Genomic DNA, 20,596 nt, shown 5'->3' with positions numbered 1-20,596 from the left:
CCCGTGCCCGATCGTGAAGGCCCCCCGCTCCCCCGTCGCGCGTTCAGCGTCGGCCCCCTCGCGCCCCGGCGGGGTCCGCGGCCCGCTCCAGGGGGAAGAACAGCCGGTCGTACGCGCCGAACGGCCGCAGCTCCGACCACCACTGCGCCCGCGGGTCCCACCGCGCGTGGAACGGCCTTCCCACCAGGTCGGGTTCACGGGCCTGGAGGAAGCGCAGCGCGAAGACCCTTTCGCCGTCCGGGAGCCGCGCCACGCCGTCGACCGTCACCTTGCCCTCGGTCGTCGACATGACCGGGCCCCTGGCGGTGCGGCCGAGGCCGGAGAGGCGGGTGGTCGCGCCCCGGTGGATCTCGTACGCGCGCTGGATCGGCAGGCCGAAGTAGCGCCGCGCCCCCGTGTCGCGCTCGACGAAGAAGTAGTACGGGTGGATGCCCAGTGCGATCTGCGCGCGCCACGCCTGCGCCCACACCTCCGGGTCGTCGTTGACGTGCCGTACGACCGGGGCCTGCGAGCGCAGTTCGGCGCCCGCCGAGCGCAGCGCGGACACCGCCGACCTCGTGATGTCCGGGTCGAGTTCGCGCGGGTGCGACACGTGCACCATCACGGCGACGTGCCTGCCCTCCCGCGTCAGGCGCTCCACCAGCCGCAGCAGCGCAGCCGCGTCCGGATCGGTCACCAGGCGGGCCGGGTGGAAGGAGAGCGCCTTGGTGCCGATCCGGACCGTCCTGATGTGTTCGAGTCCGGGGCGCAGCAGCGCGTCGATGTACGGCTCCAGGAGTTCGGTGCGCATGACGAGCGGGTCGCCGCCGGTGAACAGCACGTCGCTGACCTCGGGGTGGCGCCGCAGGTAGTCGGTGACCCGTTTGGGGCCGTCGTCGGCGATGCGCAGGCCGGGCTCGCCCACGAACTGGGCCCAGCGGAAGCAGTACGCGCAGTACGCGTGGCAGGTCTGTCCGTGGCGCGGGAAGACCAGCGCGGTCTGCTCGTACTTGTGCTGCATCCCGCCGACCTCGCCGCCGTCCTCCCGCGGGACGTTGCGGGTGAGCTGCTCCCCGGGGTGCGGGTTGAGCGCGCGGCGCACGGCCGCGACGGTGTCCCGCAGTGCGGCGGGGTTGCCCAGGGCGCGTTCGACGGCCCTGAAGTGCGCCGGGTCGATCATGTCGCGGTGCGGGAAGAGCAGCCGGTACAGCGGGTCGTCCGGGGCGCTACGCCAGTCGACGAGGTGGTCGACCACATGGCCGCTGACCTTGAACGGGAGCACCTGGGCGACGACTTCGACGTCGTGGGCCAGTGCGGGGTCGGCGCAGCGGTCGCGGACGAGCGCGGCCAGCCTGCGCCCCGAGACGGTGCGGGTCGCGGAGCCGGACGCAGAGCCGGACGCGGGCCCGGTCATGCGTCGATCCAGTACCGGGTCAGGTGGCGCCCCTCGTCCTCGTACTCCGAACGGGCGTGCAGCATCCGCTGGTTGTCCCAGATGAGCAGGGCGCCGTCGGGGACGAGCACCTGGACGCGGTACTGGTCGAACAACTCGGCCACGCGGCGGGCGAGTTCGGCCCCCTCCCGGCCGAGCGGAAGGTGTTCGGGGGCGGGCGCCGCGTCGAGGGGCGCGTCGTAGTCGGCCGCGGTCAGCAGGTTGTAGCTGAACCTGAGCACGGGGCGCCCGTCGTCCTCCTCGTACAGCATGGGGAGGGTGATGGGCCCGGCGGGCCCCGGGAAGGCGATGCTCCGGTCGGTGAGCAGTGCGTGCTCGGCCGGGCCGAGCAGCTTCCGCAGCGCCTTGAGGTCCAGCAGGTCGGTGTGGCCGCCGCCGCAGCGGGCCTGGCGGTGGCAGTAGAGCGCGAGGTGGCGCGGGCTGGGCAGCCGGCCAGGGGCCTCGGTGTGGCAGCGGATGGTGTTGCGGCTCTGGGAGTAGGCGCGGCCTTCGTTGCCGGGCCGGTGGACCACCTCGTGCTCCACGGCTCCGGTGTACTGCGGGACGAACCTGCCGATGTCCTGCATGATTTCGATCGCCTCCGGCTGGCCTTCCAGCCGCTCCACGACGACGTACCCGTCCGCTTCGAGCACGATCCTGACCCTGTCGGCACGCGATGGCGAAACGCCCGGCGTCGAGATGCGCGGCGCCGGAGCGTGCGGTGACGAAGCGTGTGGCGATGGCATGAGCGGTCCCCCTGGTCCCTGATCCGTGACCCGGTCCCGTGCGCGCACGTCCGTCTGACGGGTGCGCCGGGTGCGTGCCGGTGCCACCGAGCCTCGCAAGCGCTCTCAGGGGCCGTATTGAAGAAAACCGACCTCTCCACCGGGATGGCTCGATTCCGTGCGTCCCGGTGCGCGCCCTCAGTTGGGCAGCAGCAGGCTCGTCGGCGCGCGTTCGCCCCGGTCCACGTCGACCGGGCCCGCGCGGCCCGCGCCGGTGGCGCGGGTACCCCCGGTCGACCGCGTGCGGGCGAACCGGGTGAGGGTCCAGCCGGTCATCGTCTTGAACTCGCGGCTCAAATGCCCCTGGTCGGAGTAGCCGGACAGGGCGGCGGTGACGGCTCCCGTCTGCCCCTGCGCGAGCAGTCCGACGGCCGCGCGCAGCCTCAGGATGCGTGACGCGGTCTTGGGCGGTACGCCGATCTGCTGGTCGAAGCGCCGTTCCAAGTGCCGTTCGCTCCATTCGCATTCGCGCGCGAGGGCGTGCACGGGGATGCGTCCCCCGGTGCGGTTGATCCGCTCCCAGGCCCACAGCACCCGTGCCGAGCAGCGCGGCCCGTCGCGCAGCCACCGCGTCAGCGCCTCGTCCAGCAGCGCGAAGCGCTCGGCCCAGCCGGGGCACGCTTCGAGACGGTCGTCCAGGGCGCCGAACCGCGCGCCCAACAGGTCGGCGGGCTCCACGAGTCGGTTGGCCAGCGCGTTCATGGGCGTCCGGAAGAGGGCGTACGCCATCCAGGGGGCGATCACCACCTCGACGCCGCTCAGCCGGCCGTCGTGCTCGCCGAGCCGGGCGCGCGGCTGGACGCCCGCGAACACCGAGCCGTAGAAGGCGGAGTCGGCCGGTTCGGTGCCCACGGGCTCGTACACGCGGAGCTTCTGTCCGAAGAGGATGACCAGGGTCGACATGAAGTCGGGCAGTTCGAGGCGCCGTCGGGGTCTGGTCAGGTCGAACCGGAAGCCGCGGTAGCCCGCGACGCCCGGCCTGAGCAGGGGCGAGGGGCGGGACGTCGCCCTCTCCCAGGTTCCGTCGGGGCAGCACTCGTACTTCACCGGAGCCTCCGCAGCGGCCGACTCCCCGCATTGTCGGTCGTGCGTACGGGATGTGGGGCCCGGGTTTCGCGTCAGTGTGCGGCGGACCGGCCCCCGCCGCGCACGAAGGGGCCCCGGGGCGGCCGGCGCCGCGCCCCGGGGCCGCTGACCAGGCGGGCGCCGGGCCGCTAGGCGGGCGCCGGGCCCGTGGAGGCGCGGATCACCAGCTCCGGGTCGAAGAGGAGTTCTCCCGTGGGCACCTCGCGGTTGCTGACCAGGGCCAGGACGCTGCGGCCCACCTCCAGGGCCAGGCGGTCCGCGGGCTGACGGACCGTCGTGAGGGCCGGGTCGGTGAACTCCGTGATCGCCGAGCCGTCGTATCCGACGACCGAGACGTCGCCCGGGACCGACAGGCCCTGGCGGCGGATGCCGCGCACCGCGCCGAGCGCCATGTAGTCGCTGGCCGCGACGATCGCGGTCGCGCCGAGCGCGATCAGCGACGGGGCCGCCGCCTGGCCGCCCTCGACGGTGTACGACTGGCGCACGACCCAGGGCTCCGGGTCCGCGGTGCCCCGGCGGACCATCGCGTCCACGAAGCCCTGGACGCGGCGGTCGGCCGGCCGGTTGCCCGAGGGGCCCGACACCATGCCGATGCGCCGGTGGCCCAGGCGGTGCAGGTGGTCCACGGCCAGCTCGGCCGCGAGCGCGTCGTCGGTGGAGAAGACCGGGACCGCCACGCCGTCGGCGAACTCGCCGTTGATGCCGACGTACGGCACGCGGCGCTGGCGCAGCAGTTCGTAGCTGTCGGTGTCGGCGCCCTCGACCGTGTTGGAGGCCGAGAGGAACACCACCGCCGCGACGCCCTTGTCGACCAGCGAGGTCAGGAAGTCCAGCTCCTGCACCCCGCCGGGGAAGACGGGGCACAGCACCGTCTTCAGGCCGTGCGGCGCGAGCGCGGACTCGATGCGCTCGGCGACGTCGGCGAAGAACGGGTTGGAGACGAACTCCGTGACCACGGCGACCAGTTGACCCTGCGTCTGGCGCTCGTAGCCGAGTTCGGCCATGGCCCGCTCGACTGCCTCACGGGTCTTGCGGGAAACGCCCTGGCGCCGGTTTATGACGCGGCTGACGGTGGCCTCGCTGACCTGTGCGTGGGCTGCGACGTCGGTGATGCCGACCCTCATCGCTGTCCTTCCGTGAGTGTGAGCGATATCAGACCACCGCGCGGTACGGCCAGCGGGTGGGGCCCGTCAGGCAGGAGCGTCAGCGGATCATCCATCTTACGGCCGTCGGGGCCGTGCACCCGAGCCGTGACCGCGCCGCCGCCTCCGGCGACCTCGATCATCAGCCGGTCCCGGTCCGAGCCGTTGACCAGGTGGAAGGTGCGGTGCGCGGTGAAGTCGACGTCCACCACCCGGTCGCCGTGCACGCTCACCAGGCGCTCGTCGCCGCGCGTGGCGGTCACCACCTGGTACAGCTCGTCGGGCCGTCCGGGCTCGACCTCGCCGGCCAGCAGGAGCTCGCGGTGCTCGCGCCAGCGCGCCAGCCAGAAGCGCACCACGTCCAGGTGCTCGGGCGGCGCCTTGTCGAGGAGCACGGAGATCTGCGGCACGGAGTGCAGGGCGCCGATCAGCTGCCGGGCGACCGCGTCCGGACCGGCGCCGTGCGACCACATCATCATGTCGGAGTGGACGACGGCGCCCACCGCGAGCAGCGAGGTGTCGAGCGTGCGGACCCGGTTGGCGGTGGCGTCGGCCGGGCAGTCGAAGGAGCGCAGCATGTTGCCGAACGGCACCATGCCGGGTCCCGCGTACGGCTGGCGCAGTTCGAGCAGGACGTCGGGCCTGATCGCCTCCAGTTCGCCGCGCAGTTCGGCGAGGAGTCCGGTCATGGCCAGGCCCACGTCGCCCGCGCCGTCCCCGGCGTACACCGCGGCCTCGTCGAGGAAGTCGAGCTTGAGCCCGTCGAGTCCGTGGTCGCGCACGAGGCGCACGCAGGTGTCGATGACGTGGCGCCGCACCTCGGGCCGCCGGGGGTCGAGGACCAGGGCGCCGGGCACGCTGGCCGGGACGCGCGCCACCGGGGCCCACCGGGCGTAGCAGTCGGCCTCGGGGCCGATGAGCAGCGGCGCGACCCAGAGCAGGTAGGCGAGCCCGTGGTCGCGGACGCGCGCCACGTGGCCGGTGAGGTCGGGGAACTTGGCGGGGTCGGGCAGCCAGTCGCCGACTCCGGCGTAGCCGCGGCCGCTGCCGTACAGCTGCCAGCCGTCGTCCAGGATGAGCGCGCCGCAGCCGAGGTCGGCGGCGAGGGCGGCCTGGGTCTCGACGGCTTCGGCGGTGACGTCCTGGTTGAAGGCGTACCAGGTGGAGTACACGGGCACCTTGGCCGCTTCGGGCACGGGCATCGGCGGGTGGGCGGCGGCGAACCAGTCGCGCAGCGGGCGCATCGCCGCGCCGACGGAAGGGGCGCGGGGCACCAGCAGCAGGCGGTGTACGCCGTCCTTCGGGGAGAGCCGGAGGTGGACGACGTGGGTGTCGTTCTCCTCGGAGACGCCGAAGCGGACGGTGGCCTCGGAGACCGGGTCGGCGGCGGCGAAGGTGAGGAGCGTCGCGCCGGAGTGCTCGTAGAGGCAGCCGGCCGCGGGCCCGTTGACGAGGCTGACGCGGCCCCGGCCCTCCCAGTCGGCGACGAGGGTGCGCCGCCAGGCGCCCTGCGGGTGCCAGTACCCGGCGGTGTCGCCGAGCGGCACGGAGAGCCGGATCTCCACGGGGGTGTCGGGCGTGCCGTCGGCGCGCACCTCCAGCATCCGCAGCCCGTCGGGGAGTTCGGTCAGGCTCCACCGGGGGCGGGGGCCGCCGTCCAGGGCGAGCACGGCGATCGACACCTGGTCCAGGAGCGGTTCGGCCTCGGCCGGGGCTTCGTGCGCGAGGGTCACGGGCTCGTCGGTGTCGGACACGGGGCGCAGGTCCGTCTCGGGGGCGGGGCCGGGCGTGGGGTGGGTGTTCATGGTCATTCCTTCACGGCTCCCGCGAGCAGTCCTGAGACGAAGTGGCGTTGGAGTACGAGGAACACCGCGGAGATGGGGATCGCGGCGATGGACGTGCCGGCCAGGATGGCGCCGAAGTCGGTCTCGTCCAGCCCCTGGAGCGAGGCGAGCGCCACGGGGATGGTGAACGAGGTGTCGTCGCGCAGCACGATGAGCGGCCACACGAAGTCGTTCCACTGGTAGAGGAAGAGGAAGATGGCGAGGGTCGCGAGCGCCGGGCGCATGGGCGGCAGGGCGACCCGCAGGAACAGCCGCAGTTCGCCGCAGCCGTCCATCCGGCCGGAGTCGAGCAGTTCCTTGGGCAGGGCCGCCATCGACTGGCGCATCAGGAAGATGCCGAAGGGCAGCGCGAGGTTGGGGGCGATGACGGCCTGGTAGGTGTTGAGCCAGTGCAGCTCGGCCATCATCTTGAACAGCGGTACGAGGGTGATCTGCGCGGGGACGACGAGGCCGAGCATCAGCAGCCCGAAGAGTGCCTCGCGGCCGCGGAAGCGGTAGACGGCGAAGCCGTATCCGGCGAGGGTGCAGACCGCGCCCGCGACGAGGGTGTAGACGATCGCGATGCCCAGGGAGTTGAGGATCACCCGGCCGAAGTGGGCGGACTCCTGGAGGGTGTTGAGGTTGTCCATCAGGTGCCCGCCGGGCACCAGCGGCGGCGGGCTGTCGAAGATCTCCTGCGAGCTGTGGGTGGACGCGACGACCAGCCAGTAGAGCGGGACGGCGACGGCCGCGAGCGCGAGGGCGAGCCCGGAGGTGAGCAGGATGCTGCGGCCCTGGTGGCGGTTCGGGCCCCGGTCGGGGGCCTTGTCCCGGCTCCGGGCGTGGCGCCTGGCGGTGCTGTGGGTGGACGTCACGACTTCTCTCCCAGGATGCGGAACTGGAGCAGCCCGAGGAGACCGATCAGCACGGTCAGGGCGTAGGCGAGGGCGGAGGCGTACCCGAAGTCGAAGTAGGTGAACGCGTTGCGGTACAGGTACACGCCGATGGTCAGGGTGGCGTTGTCGGGGCCGCCGCCGGTGAGGACGTACGGCTCGTCGAAGAGCTGGAGCGTGCCGATGGTCGACAGGACCGTGGTCAGCAGCAGCGCGGGGCGCAGTCCCGGGAGGGTGACGTGGCGGAAGGCGGCGAACGCCCCCGCGCCGTCCACGGCCGCCGCGTCGTACAGCTCGCGCGGAACGGTCTGGAGCCTGGCGAGCAGGATCACCGCGTTGTACCCGGTGTAGTGCCAGGTCAGCGCGAGGCCCAGGGAGATGCGCGCCCACATCGGGTCGGTGAGCCAGGGCACGGGGTCCACGCCCACGAGCCCGAAGAGCCAGTTGACCAGTCCGTACTCCTGGTTGAGGAGGACGGAGAAGACGATGCCGTACGCGACGAGGCCGGTGACCATCGGCAGGAAGAAGCCGAGCCGGAAGACCGCGCGGCCGCGCAGCAGCGTGGAGTTGAGCGCGACGGCGAGCAGGGTGGCCAGCGCGAGCATCACCGGGACCTGCACGGCCAGGATGACGCCGGTGTTGCGCAGCGCGGTCCAGAAGAGCGGGTCGTCGAGCAGGCGCGTGTAGTTGTCGGCGCCGACGAAGGTCTCCACGCCCGCGACCGTGCGGTGCAGGCTCATCACGAAGGACCAGCCGATGGGGTAGAGCTTGAACGCGCCGAAGAGCAGCAGGGCGGGCAGGACGAAGAGGTACGGGGCCGCCCGGCCGCGCCGCTTGGGGCGGGCGGCCGGGGCCTTCGTGCGGGCCGGAGCTGGGGCGGGTGGTGCCAGGGTCATCAGGAGGCCTTCTTCCGGCCCGTCTGACGGGCCAGGTCGGCCGCCGCGTCGCGGAGGACCTTGGCCGGGTCGGCGCCCTTGAGGAGCACCTTGGACTGGGCGTCGGTGACGAGCTTGAGGGCGCGCGCGTAGTCGGAGGTGTAGTTGACCCCGGGCGAGGGGGCCGTGAGCGCGGAGAGGAAGATCTCGCCCTTGCGCTGGCCGCTGAAGAACTTCGAGGGCTCGTGGAAGACCGAGTCGTCGTACGCCTTCATGAGCGCGGGCGCGATGCCCTTGCCCCGGTAGATCTTCACCTGGGACGCGGGGCGGGTGAGGACGTACTCGATGAACGACCAGGCGGCGGCCTGCTGCTTGCTGCTGCCCGCGACGGCGAGGTGGGTGGAGTTCACGGTGGCCGCGGTGGCTCCGCCCCTGCGCACCGCCGGGGGCAGCCTGACCTTCCACTTCCCGGCCTCGTTCGGCACCTGCTCCTCGATGATCCCGCCGAACCAGGTGGGCCAGGGCAGCACGGCCGCCGTGCCCTTCTTCAGCGAGCTCATCAGGGCGTTCCAGCCGCCCGCGAGGTCGCTGACGAGACCCTCGTCGTTCATCTTCTTGATCAGGGTCATCGCGCGGACGGCCTCGGGCGAGTCCAGGGTGATGCGGCCTTCGAGGTCGAAGTAGAAGGTGCCCTGGAGCTGGAGGAGCATCTGGAAGAGGTTGGCGGCGTCGGGCTGGGACGCGGGCTTGTCGATGCCGAGGAGGTGGGCGCCGGTCTTGGCCTTGAGCTTCTTGCCCGCCTCGATGGTCTCGTCCCAGGTCTGGAGCGCCTCGACGTCGACCCCGGCCTTCTCGAAGAGGTCGGCGCGGTAGTAGAAGCCCGCCGAGTTCGCCTCCCAGGGCAGGGCGTTGACCTTCTTGCCGTCGGGGCTGACGGTCTCCCACAGGCCGGAGGCGAAGGCCGTCTTGTGGGCGGTCGCGCCGAGCGGGCCGAGGTCGGCGAGGCCGCCGGGGAAGCGCTCGACGTAGCCGGGCAGGTAGTCGACGCCTATGTGCAGGACGTCGGCGAGGCCCTGGCCGCCCGCCGCCATGCCCGCGGTGATCTTGTCCCAGATCGCCGGGTTGCCGATGTCCTCGACGGTGACCTGGATGTCGGGGTACGCCTTGTTGAAGTCGGGCACCAGGGCCTTGAGCTCGGCGGCGGGGCCCTGCCACGACCAGACGGTGATCTTGCCCTTGCGCGCGTCGCCCTTGCCCCCGTCGCCTCCGGCGTCACCGCTGCCGGAGCAGGCGGTCAGGCCGAGGGTCGAAAGGGCACCGGCCCCGACGGCCAGGGCGCCGCCTCCCAGACGCAGGACGCTGCGGCGGCCCGGCTGCGGCGCGGCCTGCTGCTCGGACTCGGACTGCCCTCTTGCCGGCTCTCGGTCCATCACGTCGGTTCCCCTCACTGTTGCTCGGCCCGCACTGCCGGCCTGTTCGCGTGGCCTGTTCACGCTGTTCGCGCGGCCACAGACGCTGACGGAGCGGGACATTACAAGGACCGACGAGCAAGTTGCAATGGATCGATGAAAACTTTCAGTTCACCCATCCATTGATTGCCGTCGGATCCATTGCAATCATCCGTTCGGGATTGCTAGCGTGCCGCGCGCCCCGGCCGAAACGGTCCGGCAGGTCCCGCCACCCCCCTCCCTGGAGAGAACCCTCATGACGCGTTCCCGCCTGTCGCTGCTCTCCGCAGTCGCCCTGCTCGCCGCGCTCGCCCCACTGGCCCAGCTCCCGGCGGGCCCGACGGCCGCCGCGGCGAGCGCACCGGCGTCCGCGCCCGGCTCCGGACCCGCGCAGCCCGCCCTGCTGACCGTGAACGACCCGGGCTTCGAGGGCGGCGGCGAGGGCTGGGAGTTCACCTCGGGCACCGGGGTCGCGACCAACAACCCGCACAGCGGGAGCAGACTGGCCTACCTCGACGCCGGTACGGGCATGAAGGTCTCCCAGACCGTGCGGGCGACCGGCCGCGGCTCCTACGCCGTCTCCGCCTGGATCGCCACCGGCGGAGCGGGCGGCCGCTACGTCCTGCGGGTCAACGGCGCCACCGCCGCCTCCCTGGACCTGCCGTCGGCCGCGAACTTCCGCCGCCACACCCTCGGCCCCGTCGCCCTCGCCCCCGGCGACCGGCTGGAGATCGCCTTCGAGTCCGCGTCCGGCGGCTGGGTCAACGCCGACGACGTGATGGTCTCCCCCGCGTCCCCCGCCGCCCCCAAGGTCACCTCCAGCAACCCCGAGATCGCCGAGATGTTCGCCTGGGCCAGCGGCAAGGCGAACAGCTGGGTGCACCTGCCCGGCACCACGGGCCCGCTCAACGCCGACGAGCGCCAGACCGGCGGTACGGGCACCGGCGTCTACGCGCCCTCCTACTGGGCGGGCTACGCCAACCGCAGCGGCTACTACTCGCGCGACATGGCCCACCAGCTCGCGGGCGCCGGCACGCTCGGCCTGCACGCCGAGAACAAGGCGATGCTGCGCGCCTTCGCCGAGTCCGCCACCGCCGAGCACGCCTACTACCCCGTGTGGGCCCTCAACTTCGACAACAGGACCTACCTGTCCATCGACTACCGCAACCCGAACCTCTTCGTCCGCGAGGTCCCGGCCGTCTTCGAACTCGTGCAGAAGGCGGAGGAGGCCTACCGCTGGAGCGGGGACCGCTCCTACCTCGACGACCCGGCGCTGTGGGACTTCTACCGGCACGCGACCGACGAGTTCGTCGCGCTCCACGACGGCAAGAAGGACAACGGCCGCGTCAAGGTCGCCGAGGGCACGGGGGGCGGCATCTTCCAGGGCGTGGCCAGCTACAACGAGCTGAGCGACGAGCCGCTGGCCGAGGCGGGCGACGCCATCGGCTCGCAGTACCAGGCCTACCGCGCGATGGCCTCGCTGGCCCGCGCCAAGGGCGAGCACGCCACGGCCGCCCGCTTCGAGCGCCGCGCCCGCGACCTCAAGAAGTACTTCAACACCACCTGGAGCGGCGGCGGTTCGGGCGCCGACATGGTCCGCGGCTACACCACGGACGGGCGCGCGCTGACCGGCTGGGGCAAGGAGAACAGCTGGTTCATGCCGCTGAAGCAGCTCATCGAGCCCGGCGCGCGGCGCGAGGCGTACCTGGACTTCATCGACGCGCAGGCCGAGGGCCCCGAGCGGCCCGAGAACATCGAGGCCCTGACGTACCTGCCCGACACCTTCTTCACCAACAACCGGCCCGACACCGCCTGGAAGTGGATGCGCCACGTCTACTCGCAGAAGGACGTCCAGCACGTCAACACCCGGCAGGGCACCAACGGCGACTACCCCGAGGTCTCCTTCACGCTCGTCGGCCAGACCGTCCAGGGCCTGATGGGCGTCGCGCCCGACGCCCCCGCCCGCACCCTCACCACCCAGTCCCGGCTGCCCTCGGGCACCGACTGGCTGCGCGTGGACGACCTCAGGGTCGGCGACAGCACCTTCGCCCTGCGGCACGACGCCAAGCGCCGCTCCACGCTCACGCACACCTCGGGCACCGCGCCCTACACCTGGGAGGCCCGCTTCCCCGGGGCGCACAAGACGGCCACCGTCGACGGCTTGCCCCGCCCGGCCCGTACGGAGACCATCGACGGCGTGACCTACACCGTTGTCCGCACCAAGGTGAAGCCCGGCCGCACCGTGACCGTCGAGGTCCGATGAGCACGCCGATACCGCCGCCGCTGTCCGCACCGCCGCCGCTGTCCGCACCGCCGCCACCGCCCGCGCGGGCGGTGGCACCCGCGGCGCCCGCAGCGCCCTCCGCGTTCCCCGGCGGCCCCGAGCTGTTCCGGCTCAGCCCCCGGGTGACCCACCTCAACCACGGCTCCTTCGGGGCGGTCCCGGTCCCCGTGGCCCGCACCCACCAGCGGCTGACCGAGGAGGCCGCCGCAGACCCCGACGCCTTCTTCCTCGGCGTCGCCGACCAGCTCGCGGCGGCCAGGAGCCGCATTACGGCCCACCTCGGCACCGCCCCCGAAGGGGCGGCGCTGGTCACCAACGCCACCGAGGCGGCCAACATCTCCCTCGACGCGCTCGGCCTGGCGCCCGACGACGAGGTGCTGGTCACCGACCACGGCTACGGCACGGTCGTGGCGGCCGCCGCGCGCAGGGCCCGCCTGGTCACCGTCGCCCTCGACCCGGAGCTGCCGGACGAGGCCGCGGTGCGCAAGGCGGTGCTCGCCGCCGTCACTCCCCGCACCAAGGTGGCGCTGCTCGACCAGATCAGCTCCCCGACCGCCCGGCTCATCGCCACCCCCGAACTGCTCGCGGACCTCGCCGAGCGCGGGATCGCGACGGTGGTCGACGGCGCCCACTCCCCCGGCATGCTCGCCGCCCCCCTCGCGGGCAGGCCCGACTTCTGGTTCGGGAACCTGCACAAGTGGGCGTACGCCCCGCCGGGCAGCGCCCTGCTGGCGGTGGCCCCCGAGCACCGCGAGCGGGTGCGGCCGCCGGTTCCCTCCTGGGAGGACGACCGCGGCTTCCCGCGCGCGGTCGAGTTCCGCGCGACCGCCGACTACACCGGCCTCCTGGCGGCGCCCGACGGCCTCGACCTCATCGCCGACCTGGGCTCCGAGCGGGTGCGCGGCCACAACAGCGCGCTCGCGGCCTACGGCGCCGAGCTGCTCGCCCGCCTCCCCGGCGTCACCCCGCTCCCGGCGGACGACCGGCTGGCCATGCGGTCCCTGCGCCTGCCGCGCGGCCTCGCCCGCACCAAGGTGGAGGCCGAGGCGCTCCGCGAGGAGATCACCGAGCGGCTCGGCTTCCGGGTGCTGATCTGGCCCTGGCCCGACGGCGGCGGCATCCGGGTCTCCGGCCAGCTCTACAACCTGCCCGAGGAGTACGAGCGCCTGGCGGCGGGGCTGCGCCCGCTGCTGGACGGGCGCTGACCGACACCTGCCCCCTCCCCCGACCGTGCCGCCGGACCTCCCCCGGCGGCACGGTCGCGCCGTGTGACGATGCACGGATGACCACCGGCACCCCGTGCGGCGGCTGCGACCTCCACACCGGGTGCTTCGAGCCGGAGTTCGGCGCGGAGCGCACCGGTCGGGAGCCGGACAGCTCGCGGAAAGTCGATCCGTTCGACCGCACCGCCCCGGTCCGGGAGCGCGTGACGGAGGGCTGCGGGACGGCCACCGGTCCTGGGCCGCGCGCCCCACTCGTCCCGAATGTGAGTCCTGTCACCCGCTGTTCGACCCCGCCGCCCCCGAGACACGCCCCCGCGCCGTGCTTCCACGGGCCGGGAGCGCCATACTTAGCCACCCGAACCCGGCCACCCGACCGTCCGCTCACAGAACGACGTCATGTCAAAGACCAGCACCCCACGGACCACCGTTCCCGACACCGCCTGGCTGGGACGAGGACGCCACCTCGGGTCCTCGCCCGAGCAGGACGTCCGGCGCAACCTCATCGCGCTCAAGGCGGCGGGGGTCGTCGACGACTTCCTCGACCTCGACCCCGCCGACGCGGCGCCGCCCGCCGGGCTGCCGCCGCTGCCCGGCGCCCAGACCGGCTTCGAGCCCGCCGCCCCCTCGCCCCGGCGCCTCTTCGAGGCGCGCTGGCGGGAGGAGGACGACGTCACCGTACGTGCCCAGTTGACCACGTACGACCTCGAAGGCCACCGCAGGAGCGAGGTGGTCGGCTGGGTGCTCGCCGCGGACGCGGGGACGCTCTGGGACGAGCGGTGGGCGTCGCCCGCCACGATGTTCTGGCCCGACACCGAGCGCGTCGCCTGGGACCACGACGCCGTGCAGGGCCCCCTGCTCAGGGCGGCCAACCCGCTGCCCGCCGACGAGAAGGAGCTGCGCGCGCTGCTGCGGGAGTGCACGCGCCACAGCTGGAACATCCAGGTCGTCGTGCACGAGGCGATGACCGCGGACGCGGTCGGCCAGCTGTCGCTGACCCGCTTCCTGCCGCCCGGCCTGCGCCACCGGGTGATCGAGCACCGTGCGGCCCCCGAGCAGCACCAGATCGTCAACTGGGCCGTCAAGGACCTGAACGTCCAGGTCCCGCGCGGCGGGGCCGTGGTCCTGCCGACCGCGCTGACGGGCCCGGAGTACACGGCGGAGGACTTCACCGTGCGCTCCGTCTTCCTCGACGGCTCCGAGCCGACCGAACTGGTCGAGAAGATCGTGGCCTTCGCCGATCTGCCGCAGACCGCGACGGAGGAGGTGGAGCGCGTACTGACGCACCTGCGCCGCCGCTGGCACCTGCTGACCGAGGACGAGCAGCTCGTCTACGCCCGCACCCTCGTCGTCTCCTACGCCGAGGCGCTGGACGCCATGACCAAGTCCCGTGACCTGTACCGGGAGGCGGCCGAGCTGGCCCACGCGGCGCTGGCCGAGGCGAACGGTCCCGGAGGCGCCGCGCCCGGCCGCCCGGCGGCCGGGGCGGACGAGGGGCCGTTCGGGGCGCTGGGCAGGGCACTGGGCCGCTTCAAGGGGCCCAGACGGGACAAGGAGTGAACACGCGCGAGCCCCGGCGGGAACGTTCCCGCCGGGGCTCGCGCGTGCAGGTGAGCGGTGGCTAGGCGCGGCCCGCCACCATGTCCATGAGTCGGGCCAGGACGCGGCCGCCCGACGCGGCGCCCCCGTCGTGCTCCCACTCGTTGGTGACCCAGACGCGCGAGGCGCCGATGTGGCGCGCGGTGTCCAGGGAGAGCCCGGCGTCCACGTACATGTCGTCGTGGTAGACGGCGGCGGCCAGCGGAACGCTGTTCTCCGCGAGGCGGGCGAGGTCGTACAGGGCGGGCCAGTCGGCGCGCTCGGCCAGCAGGTCGGCGGCGTCGGCGAAGGGGCGCAGCCCCTTGATCTCGCGGCACATCCAGGGGTACATCATCTCGCCGGTGAGCAGCAGCGGGTCGGCGTCCTCGGCGAACTCGGGGAGGCCGTCGAGGAGGCGGCCCGCGGCCCAGCCGGTGGGGCCGGTGGCCGCGTTGCCGTACAGCGACTCGTGCAGGACGACGAAGAGCGGCGTGTCCGCGAAGCTGGTGAGGTCCATGACCTGGTGCAGGAAGGTCTCGGACAGCTCGCCTTCGGCGTCCAGGGCCTCGTCGAGGAGCCAGTGGATCCGCTCGAAGCCGTCGCCCATGCCGAGGGCGAGGCCGAGCGTGCGCAGCCGGTGGACGGTGAGCCGGTCGCCGTCGGGCAGCCGGACGTCGGACGCGGCCAGCAGGTCGGCGATCTTGCGCAGGCGGGCGCCGTCCTCGGGGTAGCGCGCGTAGAAGTCCAGGACGCGCTCGCGCACCCGGGGGTACGTGCGGGCGTAGACCTCGTCGGCGGTGGCCCCGATGCCGGGCAGGCCGCCGGTGACGTAGCAGGACTTCAGGCCCTCGGGGGCGCGGGAGAGGTAGGTGAGCGTGATGAAGCCGCCGTAGCTCTGGCCCAGCGTCTCCCAGGGCTCGTCGCCGCACAGCTCCTTGCGGATCAGCTCTGCGTCCCCGACGATCTGGTCCGCCCTGAAGTGCCCGAGGTACGCGGCGAGGTCGGCGGCGGAGCCGAAGCGGGCGGCGGCCCTGGCCGTGACGGGCGTGGAGCGGCCCGTGCCGCGCTGGTCGAGCAGGAGCACCCGGTGCGTCTTGAGCGCCTGGTCGAGCCAGCCGGGCGAACCGGCGGACGGGCGCGGGGACTTGCAGCCTGGGCCGCCCTGGAGGTACAGCAGCCAGGGCAGCTCCTCCCCCGCGCGGCCGGGGTCCGCGACCTCCCGGGCGAAGACCTCGATGGTGGGTCCTTCGGGGGCCGCGTGGTCGAGGGGGACGGTGAAGGTGTGGTCGACGGTCGCGTACGCGGGGTTCATGGTTCCTTTTCTCCGCTCGGTCTCTCTGCTCGGGCCGCTCCGCGGGGAAGCGCCGCGAGGTGTGACATCTTCCCAGTTCGCAGAGGTGCGCAAGGGTCCCTCACGCACCCGGCCGCCCGGTCGGCCCGGCCGCTCTGGCGACCTGGCGACACGGGCGGCCGGGGGGAGGCCGGGCGGGTGGAGGTTGGATGAGGGCCGGGCGGCGGTCGGTGGCGCGGCCCGGCCCCCGGCTCTAGCGGTACCCGGCGGCGACGGCCTTCTCGGTGTCTTCCCGCACCCCGGTCTCGATGGCACCGGTCAGCGGCGTGCGCGGGGCCCTGACGGGGCCGCCGCGGCGGCCCGCGATGTCCATGGAGAGCTTGATCGACTGGACGAACTCGGTCTTGGAGTCCCAGCGCAGCAGCGAGTGCAGCGACTTGTAGAGCGGCAGCGCGGTCTCCAGGTCACCGGCGCGCGCGGCGTGGTACAGCTCCGAGCAGGTGGCGGGGAAGGCGTTGGGGTAGCCGGCGATCCAGCCGACGGCCCCGGCCAGCGCCAGCTCCAGGAGCACGTCGTCGGCGCCGATCAGCAGGTCGAGCTCGGGGGCGAGCTCACGGATCTCGTACGCCCGCCGGACGTCGCCGGTGAACTCCTTGACGGCCACGATGGAGCCCTCGGCGTGCAGCCGGGTGAGCAGCGCGGGAGACAGGTCGACCTTGGTGTCGAAGGGGTTGTTGTACGCGACCACCGGCATGTCCGCGCGGGCCACTTCGGCGTAGTGGGCGCGGACGGACTCCTCGTCGGCGCGGTAGGCGTTGGGCGGCAGCAGCAGGACCGAGCCGCAGCCCTCCTCGCGCGCCTGGTCGGCCCAGCGGCGCGACTCCGCGCTGCCGTACGCCGCGACGCCGGGCATGACGCGGGCGCCGTCGCCCGCGGCCTCGACGGCGGTGCGCACGACGCGGGCGCGCTCCTCGTCGGTGAGGGTCTGGTACTCGCCGAGCGAGCCGTTGGGCACCACACCGTCGCAGCCGTTCGCGATGAGCCACGCGACGTGCTCGGCGTACGCGTCGTAGTCCACCGACAGGTCGTCACGCAGCGGCAGGGTGGTGGCGACCATGATGCCGCGCCAGGGCTGCTCGGGGGTCCAGTGGGAAGCGGTCATGACGGGAACCTCTCTAGGGCGTGTGACGTGGCTCTCGCGAGCACTTCAGTAATATTTCACATTGCACTATTGCTGCCAAGAGGTGGACACCGAATGAAGCTCGGAGACCTGCCCCGAGCAGGGCGTTCCGGCCCCCGCCGGTGAGCCGGACTTGATACTCCGGTGAGACTCCGGCGGCCGCGGGCGCGGCTACTGTCGGTGCCACCGCGGGCCCGGCGGAGCACGACCGCACGAGAACGTCCCCAAGCCCGATCCCCGAAAGGAGCCTGGCGTGAAGCTGGCTCGATGGCTGTCCACAGCGGCCGCGTCCGTACTCGCCGCCGTGGCGCTCTCCACCGCCCCCGCCTCTGCCGCACCTTCCCCCGCCTCCCCCGCCGCGAACCCCGCGACCCAGTGGGCCACGGCGCAGAAGGCCGCGCGCAACGCCGAGGAGAACGCCCCCGCGTCCGCCGCGGCGGCCACGCCCACCGTGGCGAAGCACTTCCTCGGTACCGGCTACGGCCCGCTGAACATCGCCACCGACGCCGCATACAACACCGCCTTCGCGCAGGCCGTCAACGAGGGCTACCAGGTCAACCGCTGCGCCCTCAGCGCCGGGCCCGTCCCCAATCAGATCGGCAGCAACTACTACCAGGTGCTCCTGGAGATCTACTGCACCCCGCCGCCGCCCCCGGGCTCCGGGCGGATCGTGGGCGTGCACTCCAACAAGTGTCTGGACGTCAAGGGCGGCAGCCTCAAGGACGGCACCCCGGTCCAGATCTACGACTGCAACGGCACCGACGCCCAGGCCTGGCGGCTGGAGGGCGACGGCACCGTGCGCGCGCTCGGCCGGTGCATGGACGTCAACGGCGCCCAGACCGCGAACGGCACCCTGATCAGCCTGCACGGCTGCCACCAGGGCCTGAACCAGAAGTGGGAGCTGCTGCCCGGCGGGCTGCTGCGCAGCGTCCACTCCGGCAAGTGCCTCGACGTGCTCGGCTGGGGCACCGGCAACGGCTCCCGCGTGGGCATCTGGGACTGCGCCCCGGCCCACACCAACCAGCAGTGGCGCGGCGGCCCGCTCGGCTCGTGAACCGAACGGCGGCACGCGCGTAGTGGAGGGGTCCGGGGCCGAGCGGTTCCGGGCCCCTCCGGCGTCCGCCGGAAACGCCCTACAGCTCCTCGCCGCCGCGCTCCTCAAGTCCCCCGAGTTCCAAGGGGAGTTCGCCGGTGTGCAGCACGCCGAGCCGCTGGGTCGCGCGCGTCAACGCGACGTACAGGTCGCTCACCCCGTACTCCCCGGGCTCCACCACCAGCACCGTGTCGAATTCGAGGCCCTTCGCCTGCCTCGGGTCCAGCAGCACCACGTCCCGCGTGAGGTCGGGCGCGGCGCCGCGTCCCGCGTCCGGCAGCTCCTCGACCAGTGCGGCGTGCAGCGCCGCCGGGGCGACGACCGCGACCCGGCCCCTGCCCCTGGACTCCTCGACGGCCCGCGCCACGGCGGGCGCGAGGCGGTCCGCGGCGACCCGCCGCGACCACGGCCGCACACCGGTGGAGCGCACCGAGCCCGGCGGCTGGAACGACGGGTCGTGCGCCCGCAGGAAACCGGCCGCCACCTCCATGATCTCGGCGGGCGTACGGTAGTTGACGCCGAGCCGCACGTGCTCCCAGCGGTCGCCCACGTACGGGTCGAGGATCCGCTCCCAGGAGCCGAGCCCCGCCGTCTCCGCGGTCTGCGCCGGGTCCCCGACGAGCGTCATCGAGCGCGTCGGGATGCGCCGCATGAGCAGCCGCCAGGCCATCGCCGACAGCTCCTGCGCCTCGTCCACGACGATGTGGCCGAACGTCCAGGTCCGGTCGGCCGCCGCCCGCTCGGCCGCGCTGCGGCGGTCGGCCTCCTCGTGCCGCTCGGCCATCCGCTCGGCGTCGATGATGTCGTGGGCGGCGAGCACCTCCGACTCCTCGTCCTCGAACTCGTACGTCTCCGAGCCCGCCGAAAGCTCCAACACGCCCTGGGCGTAGGCGATCCGCTCCTGACGCTCGGCCTCGGCGGCCGCACGGGCCGCGCTGTCGTCCTCGCCCAGCAGCTCGGCGGCCTCGTCGAGGAGCGGCACGTCGGCCGTCGTCCACGCGCCGCCCCGCCTGCGGATCGGCTCGGCCGACTCGTCGTCGAGGTGCACCGGCTCCGCGAGGAAGTCGGCGACGAACTCCTGCGGGGTGAGCCGCGGCCACAACTCGTCGATCGCCGCGTGGACTTCACGGCTCGTCGCGATCTCCTTGCCCAGCTGCGCGACGTCGTCGGGCCCCAGCAGGTTGGGGCCGCCGAACGGGTCGGCGCCGATCCGCTCGGCCAACTGAGCGGTGAGCGCGTCGATGACGTGGAACGCGAAGACGGGCCTGGCGAGGTTGTGGGGCAGTCCGCTCCCGCGCGCCTGCCAGCGCGCGTCCTCGGCCATGGCCCGGTCCAGCCGGAGCGTCCCGTAGCCCTCGTGGTCGATGTCCGTCCAGCGTTCGGGCACGGCCTGCCGGTCCCGCAGGGCCTTCGCCAGGACGCCGGCCATCTCGGCGCGCCCCTTGACCTCGGCGGCGGCCGGACCGTCGGTGCCGGTGGCGCGCACGCCGGGGAAGAGTTCGCCCACGGTGGCCAGCAGCACCCCGGTCTCGCCGAGCGAGGGCAGCACGTCGCCGACGTAGCTCAGGAAGGCCGGGTTGGGGCCGACGACGAGCACCGCGCGCCGGGCCAGCAGCTCACGGTGTTCGTACAGCAGGAACGCCGCCCGGTGCAGCGCGACGACGGTCTTGCCCGTGCCGGGGCCGCCCTCGACGACCAGGACGCCGTGGTGGGGCGCCCTGATGATGCGGTCCTGCTCGGCCTGGATGGTGCGGACGATGTCGTGCATCCGTCCGGTGCGGGCCCCGTCGAGCGCGGCCAGCAGCACCTCGTCGGCGTCGGCGCCCTCGTGTCCGGTGCGGGTGGGGTCGCCGAGGTCCATCAGCTCGTCGTGGAGCGCGGTGACGGTGCGCCCCTCGGTGCTGATGTGCCTCCTGCGGCGCAGGCCCATCGGGGAATGCCCGGTGGCCAGATAGAAGGGGCGCGCCACATCGGCCCGCCAGTCGATCACCAGCGGAGTGCGTTCCGCGTCGTCCCGGCGAATTCCGATGCGCCCGATGTGGTGCGTACGGCCGTCACGAAAGTCGAGTCGGCCGAAACAGAGCCCGTTCTCGCCCGCGTCGATCGCGCTGAGCAGCCCGGACTGCTCGGCGACCAGCACGTCCCTTTCCAGTCTGGCCTGGAATCCGGTCCCGACCTGCACGAGCGCACCGCGCACCGACTCCTCGGCCTCTTCCCTGAGCTGGTCGAGCCGGGTGTAGAGGCCGCTGATGAATTGCTGTTCCTGCCGCATTTCCTCGGTTGACAATTCCACTCCTGACGCGATATGCTGCACGCAGATGACTTCTCTTCATGCCTAATCCCGCATTAGGCATGAAGATTCAAATATACGCTGGATCGAGCCCCGGATGTCAATTCATCCGGGGCTCTCTTGCTATGACGAATCCGCGTGCCGCACGTTCGGCGACACGCGGCACGGCGGCGCTGCGCCGTTGCCGGGGGCGGTCG

General features: G+C 73.0%; 15 protein-coding genes. 4 read left to right on the top strand and 11 right to left on the bottom strand.

Features of this window, described 5'->3' with window-relative positions; translation table 11 throughout:
- Positions 1-43 precede the first annotated feature (43 nt).
- From ACIBNE_RS38650 to ACIBNE_RS38615, 8 genes are all read right to left on the bottom strand, one after another.
- The gene (locus tag ACIBNE_RS38650; protein WP_399280306.1) at positions 44-1,393 is read right to left on the bottom strand and encodes a KamA family radical SAM protein; all 1,350 of its coding nucleotides are present in this window, start codon (positions 1,391-1,393) and stop codon (positions 44-46) included.
- Positions 1,390-2,064 (bottom strand): TauD/TfdA family dioxygenase, encoded by a 675-nt coding sequence (locus tag ACIBNE_RS38645; protein ID WP_399280304.1) that lies wholly within the window; start codon positions 2,062-2,064, stop codon positions 1,390-1,392. Before ACIBNE_RS38645 ends, ACIBNE_RS38650 begins: the two co-directional genes overlap by 4 nt.
- 270 nt (positions 2,065-2,334) lie before the next feature.
- On the bottom strand, positions 2,335-3,243 hold the full coding sequence (locus ACIBNE_RS38640; protein ID WP_399280302.1) for a helix-turn-helix domain-containing protein: 909 nt from the start codon (positions 3,241-3,243) through the stop codon (positions 2,335-2,337).
- 167 nt (positions 3,244-3,410) lie between these two features.
- Complete coding sequence (locus tag ACIBNE_RS38635; RefSeq protein ID WP_399280300.1) at positions 3,411-4,406, bottom strand: LacI family DNA-binding transcriptional regulator; 996 nt, start codon at positions 4,404-4,406, stop codon at positions 3,411-3,413.
- Positions 4,403-6,229 carry a glycoside hydrolase family 36 protein gene (locus ACIBNE_RS38630; protein ID WP_399280298.1) on the bottom strand — a complete coding sequence of 609 codons (1,827 nt, stop codon included), beginning with the start codon at positions 6,227-6,229 and terminating at the stop codon, positions 4,403-4,405. The genes ACIBNE_RS38635 and ACIBNE_RS38630 overlap by 4 nt, the downstream gene beginning before the upstream one ends.
- Positions 6,230-6,231: 2 nt before the next feature.
- A complete protein-coding gene (locus ACIBNE_RS38625; protein WP_399280296.1) occupies positions 6,232-7,122 on the bottom strand; it encodes a carbohydrate ABC transporter permease in 891 nt (296 codons plus the stop codon).
- Positions 7,119-8,036 (bottom strand): carbohydrate ABC transporter permease, encoded by a 918-nt coding sequence (locus tag ACIBNE_RS38620; protein WP_399280294.1) that lies wholly within the window; start codon positions 8,034-8,036, stop codon positions 7,119-7,121. Before ACIBNE_RS38620 ends, ACIBNE_RS38625 begins: the two co-directional genes overlap by 4 nt.
- The gene (locus ACIBNE_RS38615) at positions 8,036-9,445 is read right to left on the bottom strand and encodes an ABC transporter substrate-binding protein (RefSeq protein ID WP_399280292.1); all 1,410 of its coding nucleotides are present in this window, start codon (positions 9,443-9,445) and stop codon (positions 8,036-8,038) included. The genes ACIBNE_RS38620 and ACIBNE_RS38615 overlap by 1 nt, the downstream gene beginning before the upstream one ends.
- Positions 9,446-9,719: 274 nt before the next feature.
- On the opposite strand from ACIBNE_RS38615, the gene ACIBNE_RS38610 reads away from it, so the two are divergent.
- The 3 genes from ACIBNE_RS38610 to ACIBNE_RS38600 all read left to right on the top strand — a co-directional run bounded on the left by ACIBNE_RS38610 (position 9,720) and on the right by ACIBNE_RS38600 (position 14,527).
- The gene (locus tag ACIBNE_RS38610) at positions 9,720-11,726 is read left to right on the top strand and encodes a hypothetical protein (protein WP_399280290.1); all 2,007 of its coding nucleotides are present in this window, start codon (positions 9,720-9,722) and stop codon (positions 11,724-11,726) included.
- On the top strand, positions 11,723-12,952 hold the full coding sequence (locus ACIBNE_RS38605) for an aminotransferase class V-fold PLP-dependent enzyme (RefSeq protein ID WP_399280288.1): 1,230 nt from the start codon (positions 11,723-11,725) through the stop codon (positions 12,950-12,952). Before ACIBNE_RS38610 ends, ACIBNE_RS38605 begins: the two co-directional genes overlap by 4 nt.
- A 414-nt stretch (positions 12,953-13,366) precedes the next feature.
- Positions 13,367-14,527, top strand: a complete 1,161-nt coding sequence (locus ACIBNE_RS38600; RefSeq protein WP_399280286.1) for a hypothetical protein — start codon at positions 13,367-13,369, stop codon at positions 14,525-14,527.
- A gap of 61 nt (positions 14,528-14,588) precedes the next feature.
- On the opposite strand, the gene ACIBNE_RS38595 is transcribed toward ACIBNE_RS38600, so the two are convergent.
- Together ACIBNE_RS38595 and ACIBNE_RS38590 are read right to left on the bottom strand one after the other, a co-directional pair.
- Positions 14,589-15,857 carry an alpha/beta fold hydrolase gene (locus tag ACIBNE_RS38595; RefSeq protein WP_399280284.1) on the bottom strand — a complete coding sequence of 423 codons (1,269 nt, stop codon included), beginning with the start codon at positions 15,855-15,857 and terminating at the stop codon, positions 14,589-14,591.
- A gap of 232 nt (positions 15,858-16,089) precedes the next feature.
- On the bottom strand, positions 16,090-16,998 hold the full coding sequence (locus ACIBNE_RS38590; protein ID WP_399280282.1) for a dihydrodipicolinate synthase family protein: 909 nt from the start codon (positions 16,996-16,998) through the stop codon (positions 16,090-16,092).
- Between the two features lie 271 nt (positions 16,999-17,269).
- Between ACIBNE_RS38590 and ACIBNE_RS38585 the strand changes: the two genes are divergently transcribed.
- Complete coding sequence (locus ACIBNE_RS38585) at positions 17,270-18,070, top strand: RICIN domain-containing protein (protein WP_399280280.1); 801 nt, start codon at positions 17,270-17,272, stop codon at positions 18,068-18,070.
- Positions 18,071-18,149: 79 nt separating this feature from the next.
- Here ACIBNE_RS38585 and ACIBNE_RS38580 read toward each other — a convergent pair whose 3' ends face one another.
- On the bottom strand, positions 18,150-20,381 hold the full coding sequence (locus tag ACIBNE_RS38580; protein WP_399280326.1) for a HelD family protein: 2,232 nt from the start codon (positions 20,379-20,381) through the stop codon (positions 18,150-18,152).
- Between the last annotated feature and the right edge of the window lie 215 nt (positions 20,382-20,596).

The organism is Streptomyces sp. NPDC050504 (genome assembly GCF_044458065.1).
Lineage (GTDB): Bacteria > Actinomycetota > Actinomycetes > Streptomycetales > Streptomycetaceae > Streptomyces.
This window is presented reverse-complemented; position numbering and strand designations above follow the sequence as displayed.

Coding starts and splice junctions, on each gene's coding strand:
- ACIBNE_RS38650 (WP_399280306.1), bottom strand. CDS start 1,393: ATGACCGGGCCCGCGTCCGGCTCTGCGTCCGGCTCCGCGACCCGCACC.
- ACIBNE_RS38630 (WP_399280298.1), bottom strand. CDS start 6,229: ATGAACACCCACCCCACGCCCGGCCCCGCCCCCGAGACGGACCTGCGC.
- ACIBNE_RS38605 (WP_399280288.1), top strand. CDS start 11,723: ATGAGCACGCCGATACCGCCGCCGCTGTCCGCACCGCCGCCGCTGTCC.
- ACIBNE_RS38620 (WP_399280294.1), bottom strand. CDS start 8,036: ATGACCCTGGCACCACCCGCCCCAGCTCCGGCCCGCACGAAGGCCCCG.
- ACIBNE_RS38600 (WP_399280286.1), top strand. CDS start 13,367: ATGTCAAAGACCAGCACCCCACGGACCACCGTTCCCGACACCGCCTGG.
- ACIBNE_RS38610 (WP_399280290.1), top strand. CDS start 9,720: ATGACGCGTTCCCGCCTGTCGCTGCTCTCCGCAGTCGCCCTGCTCGCC.
- ACIBNE_RS38635 (WP_399280300.1), bottom strand. CDS start 4,406: ATGAGGGTCGGCATCACCGACGTCGCAGCCCACGCACAGGTCAGCGAG.
- ACIBNE_RS38615 (WP_399280292.1), bottom strand. CDS start 9,445: ATGGACCGAGAGCCGGCAAGAGGGCAGTCCGAGTCCGAGCAGCAGGCC.
- ACIBNE_RS38595 (WP_399280284.1), bottom strand. CDS start 15,857: ATGAACCCCGCGTACGCGACCGTCGACCACACCTTCACCGTCCCCCTC.
- ACIBNE_RS38580 (WP_399280326.1), bottom strand. CDS start 20,381: ATGCGGCAGGAACAGCAATTCATCAGCGGCCTCTACACCCGGCTCGAC.
- ACIBNE_RS38590 (WP_399280282.1), bottom strand. CDS start 16,998: ATGACCGCTTCCCACTGGACCCCCGAGCAGCCCTGGCGCGGCATCATG.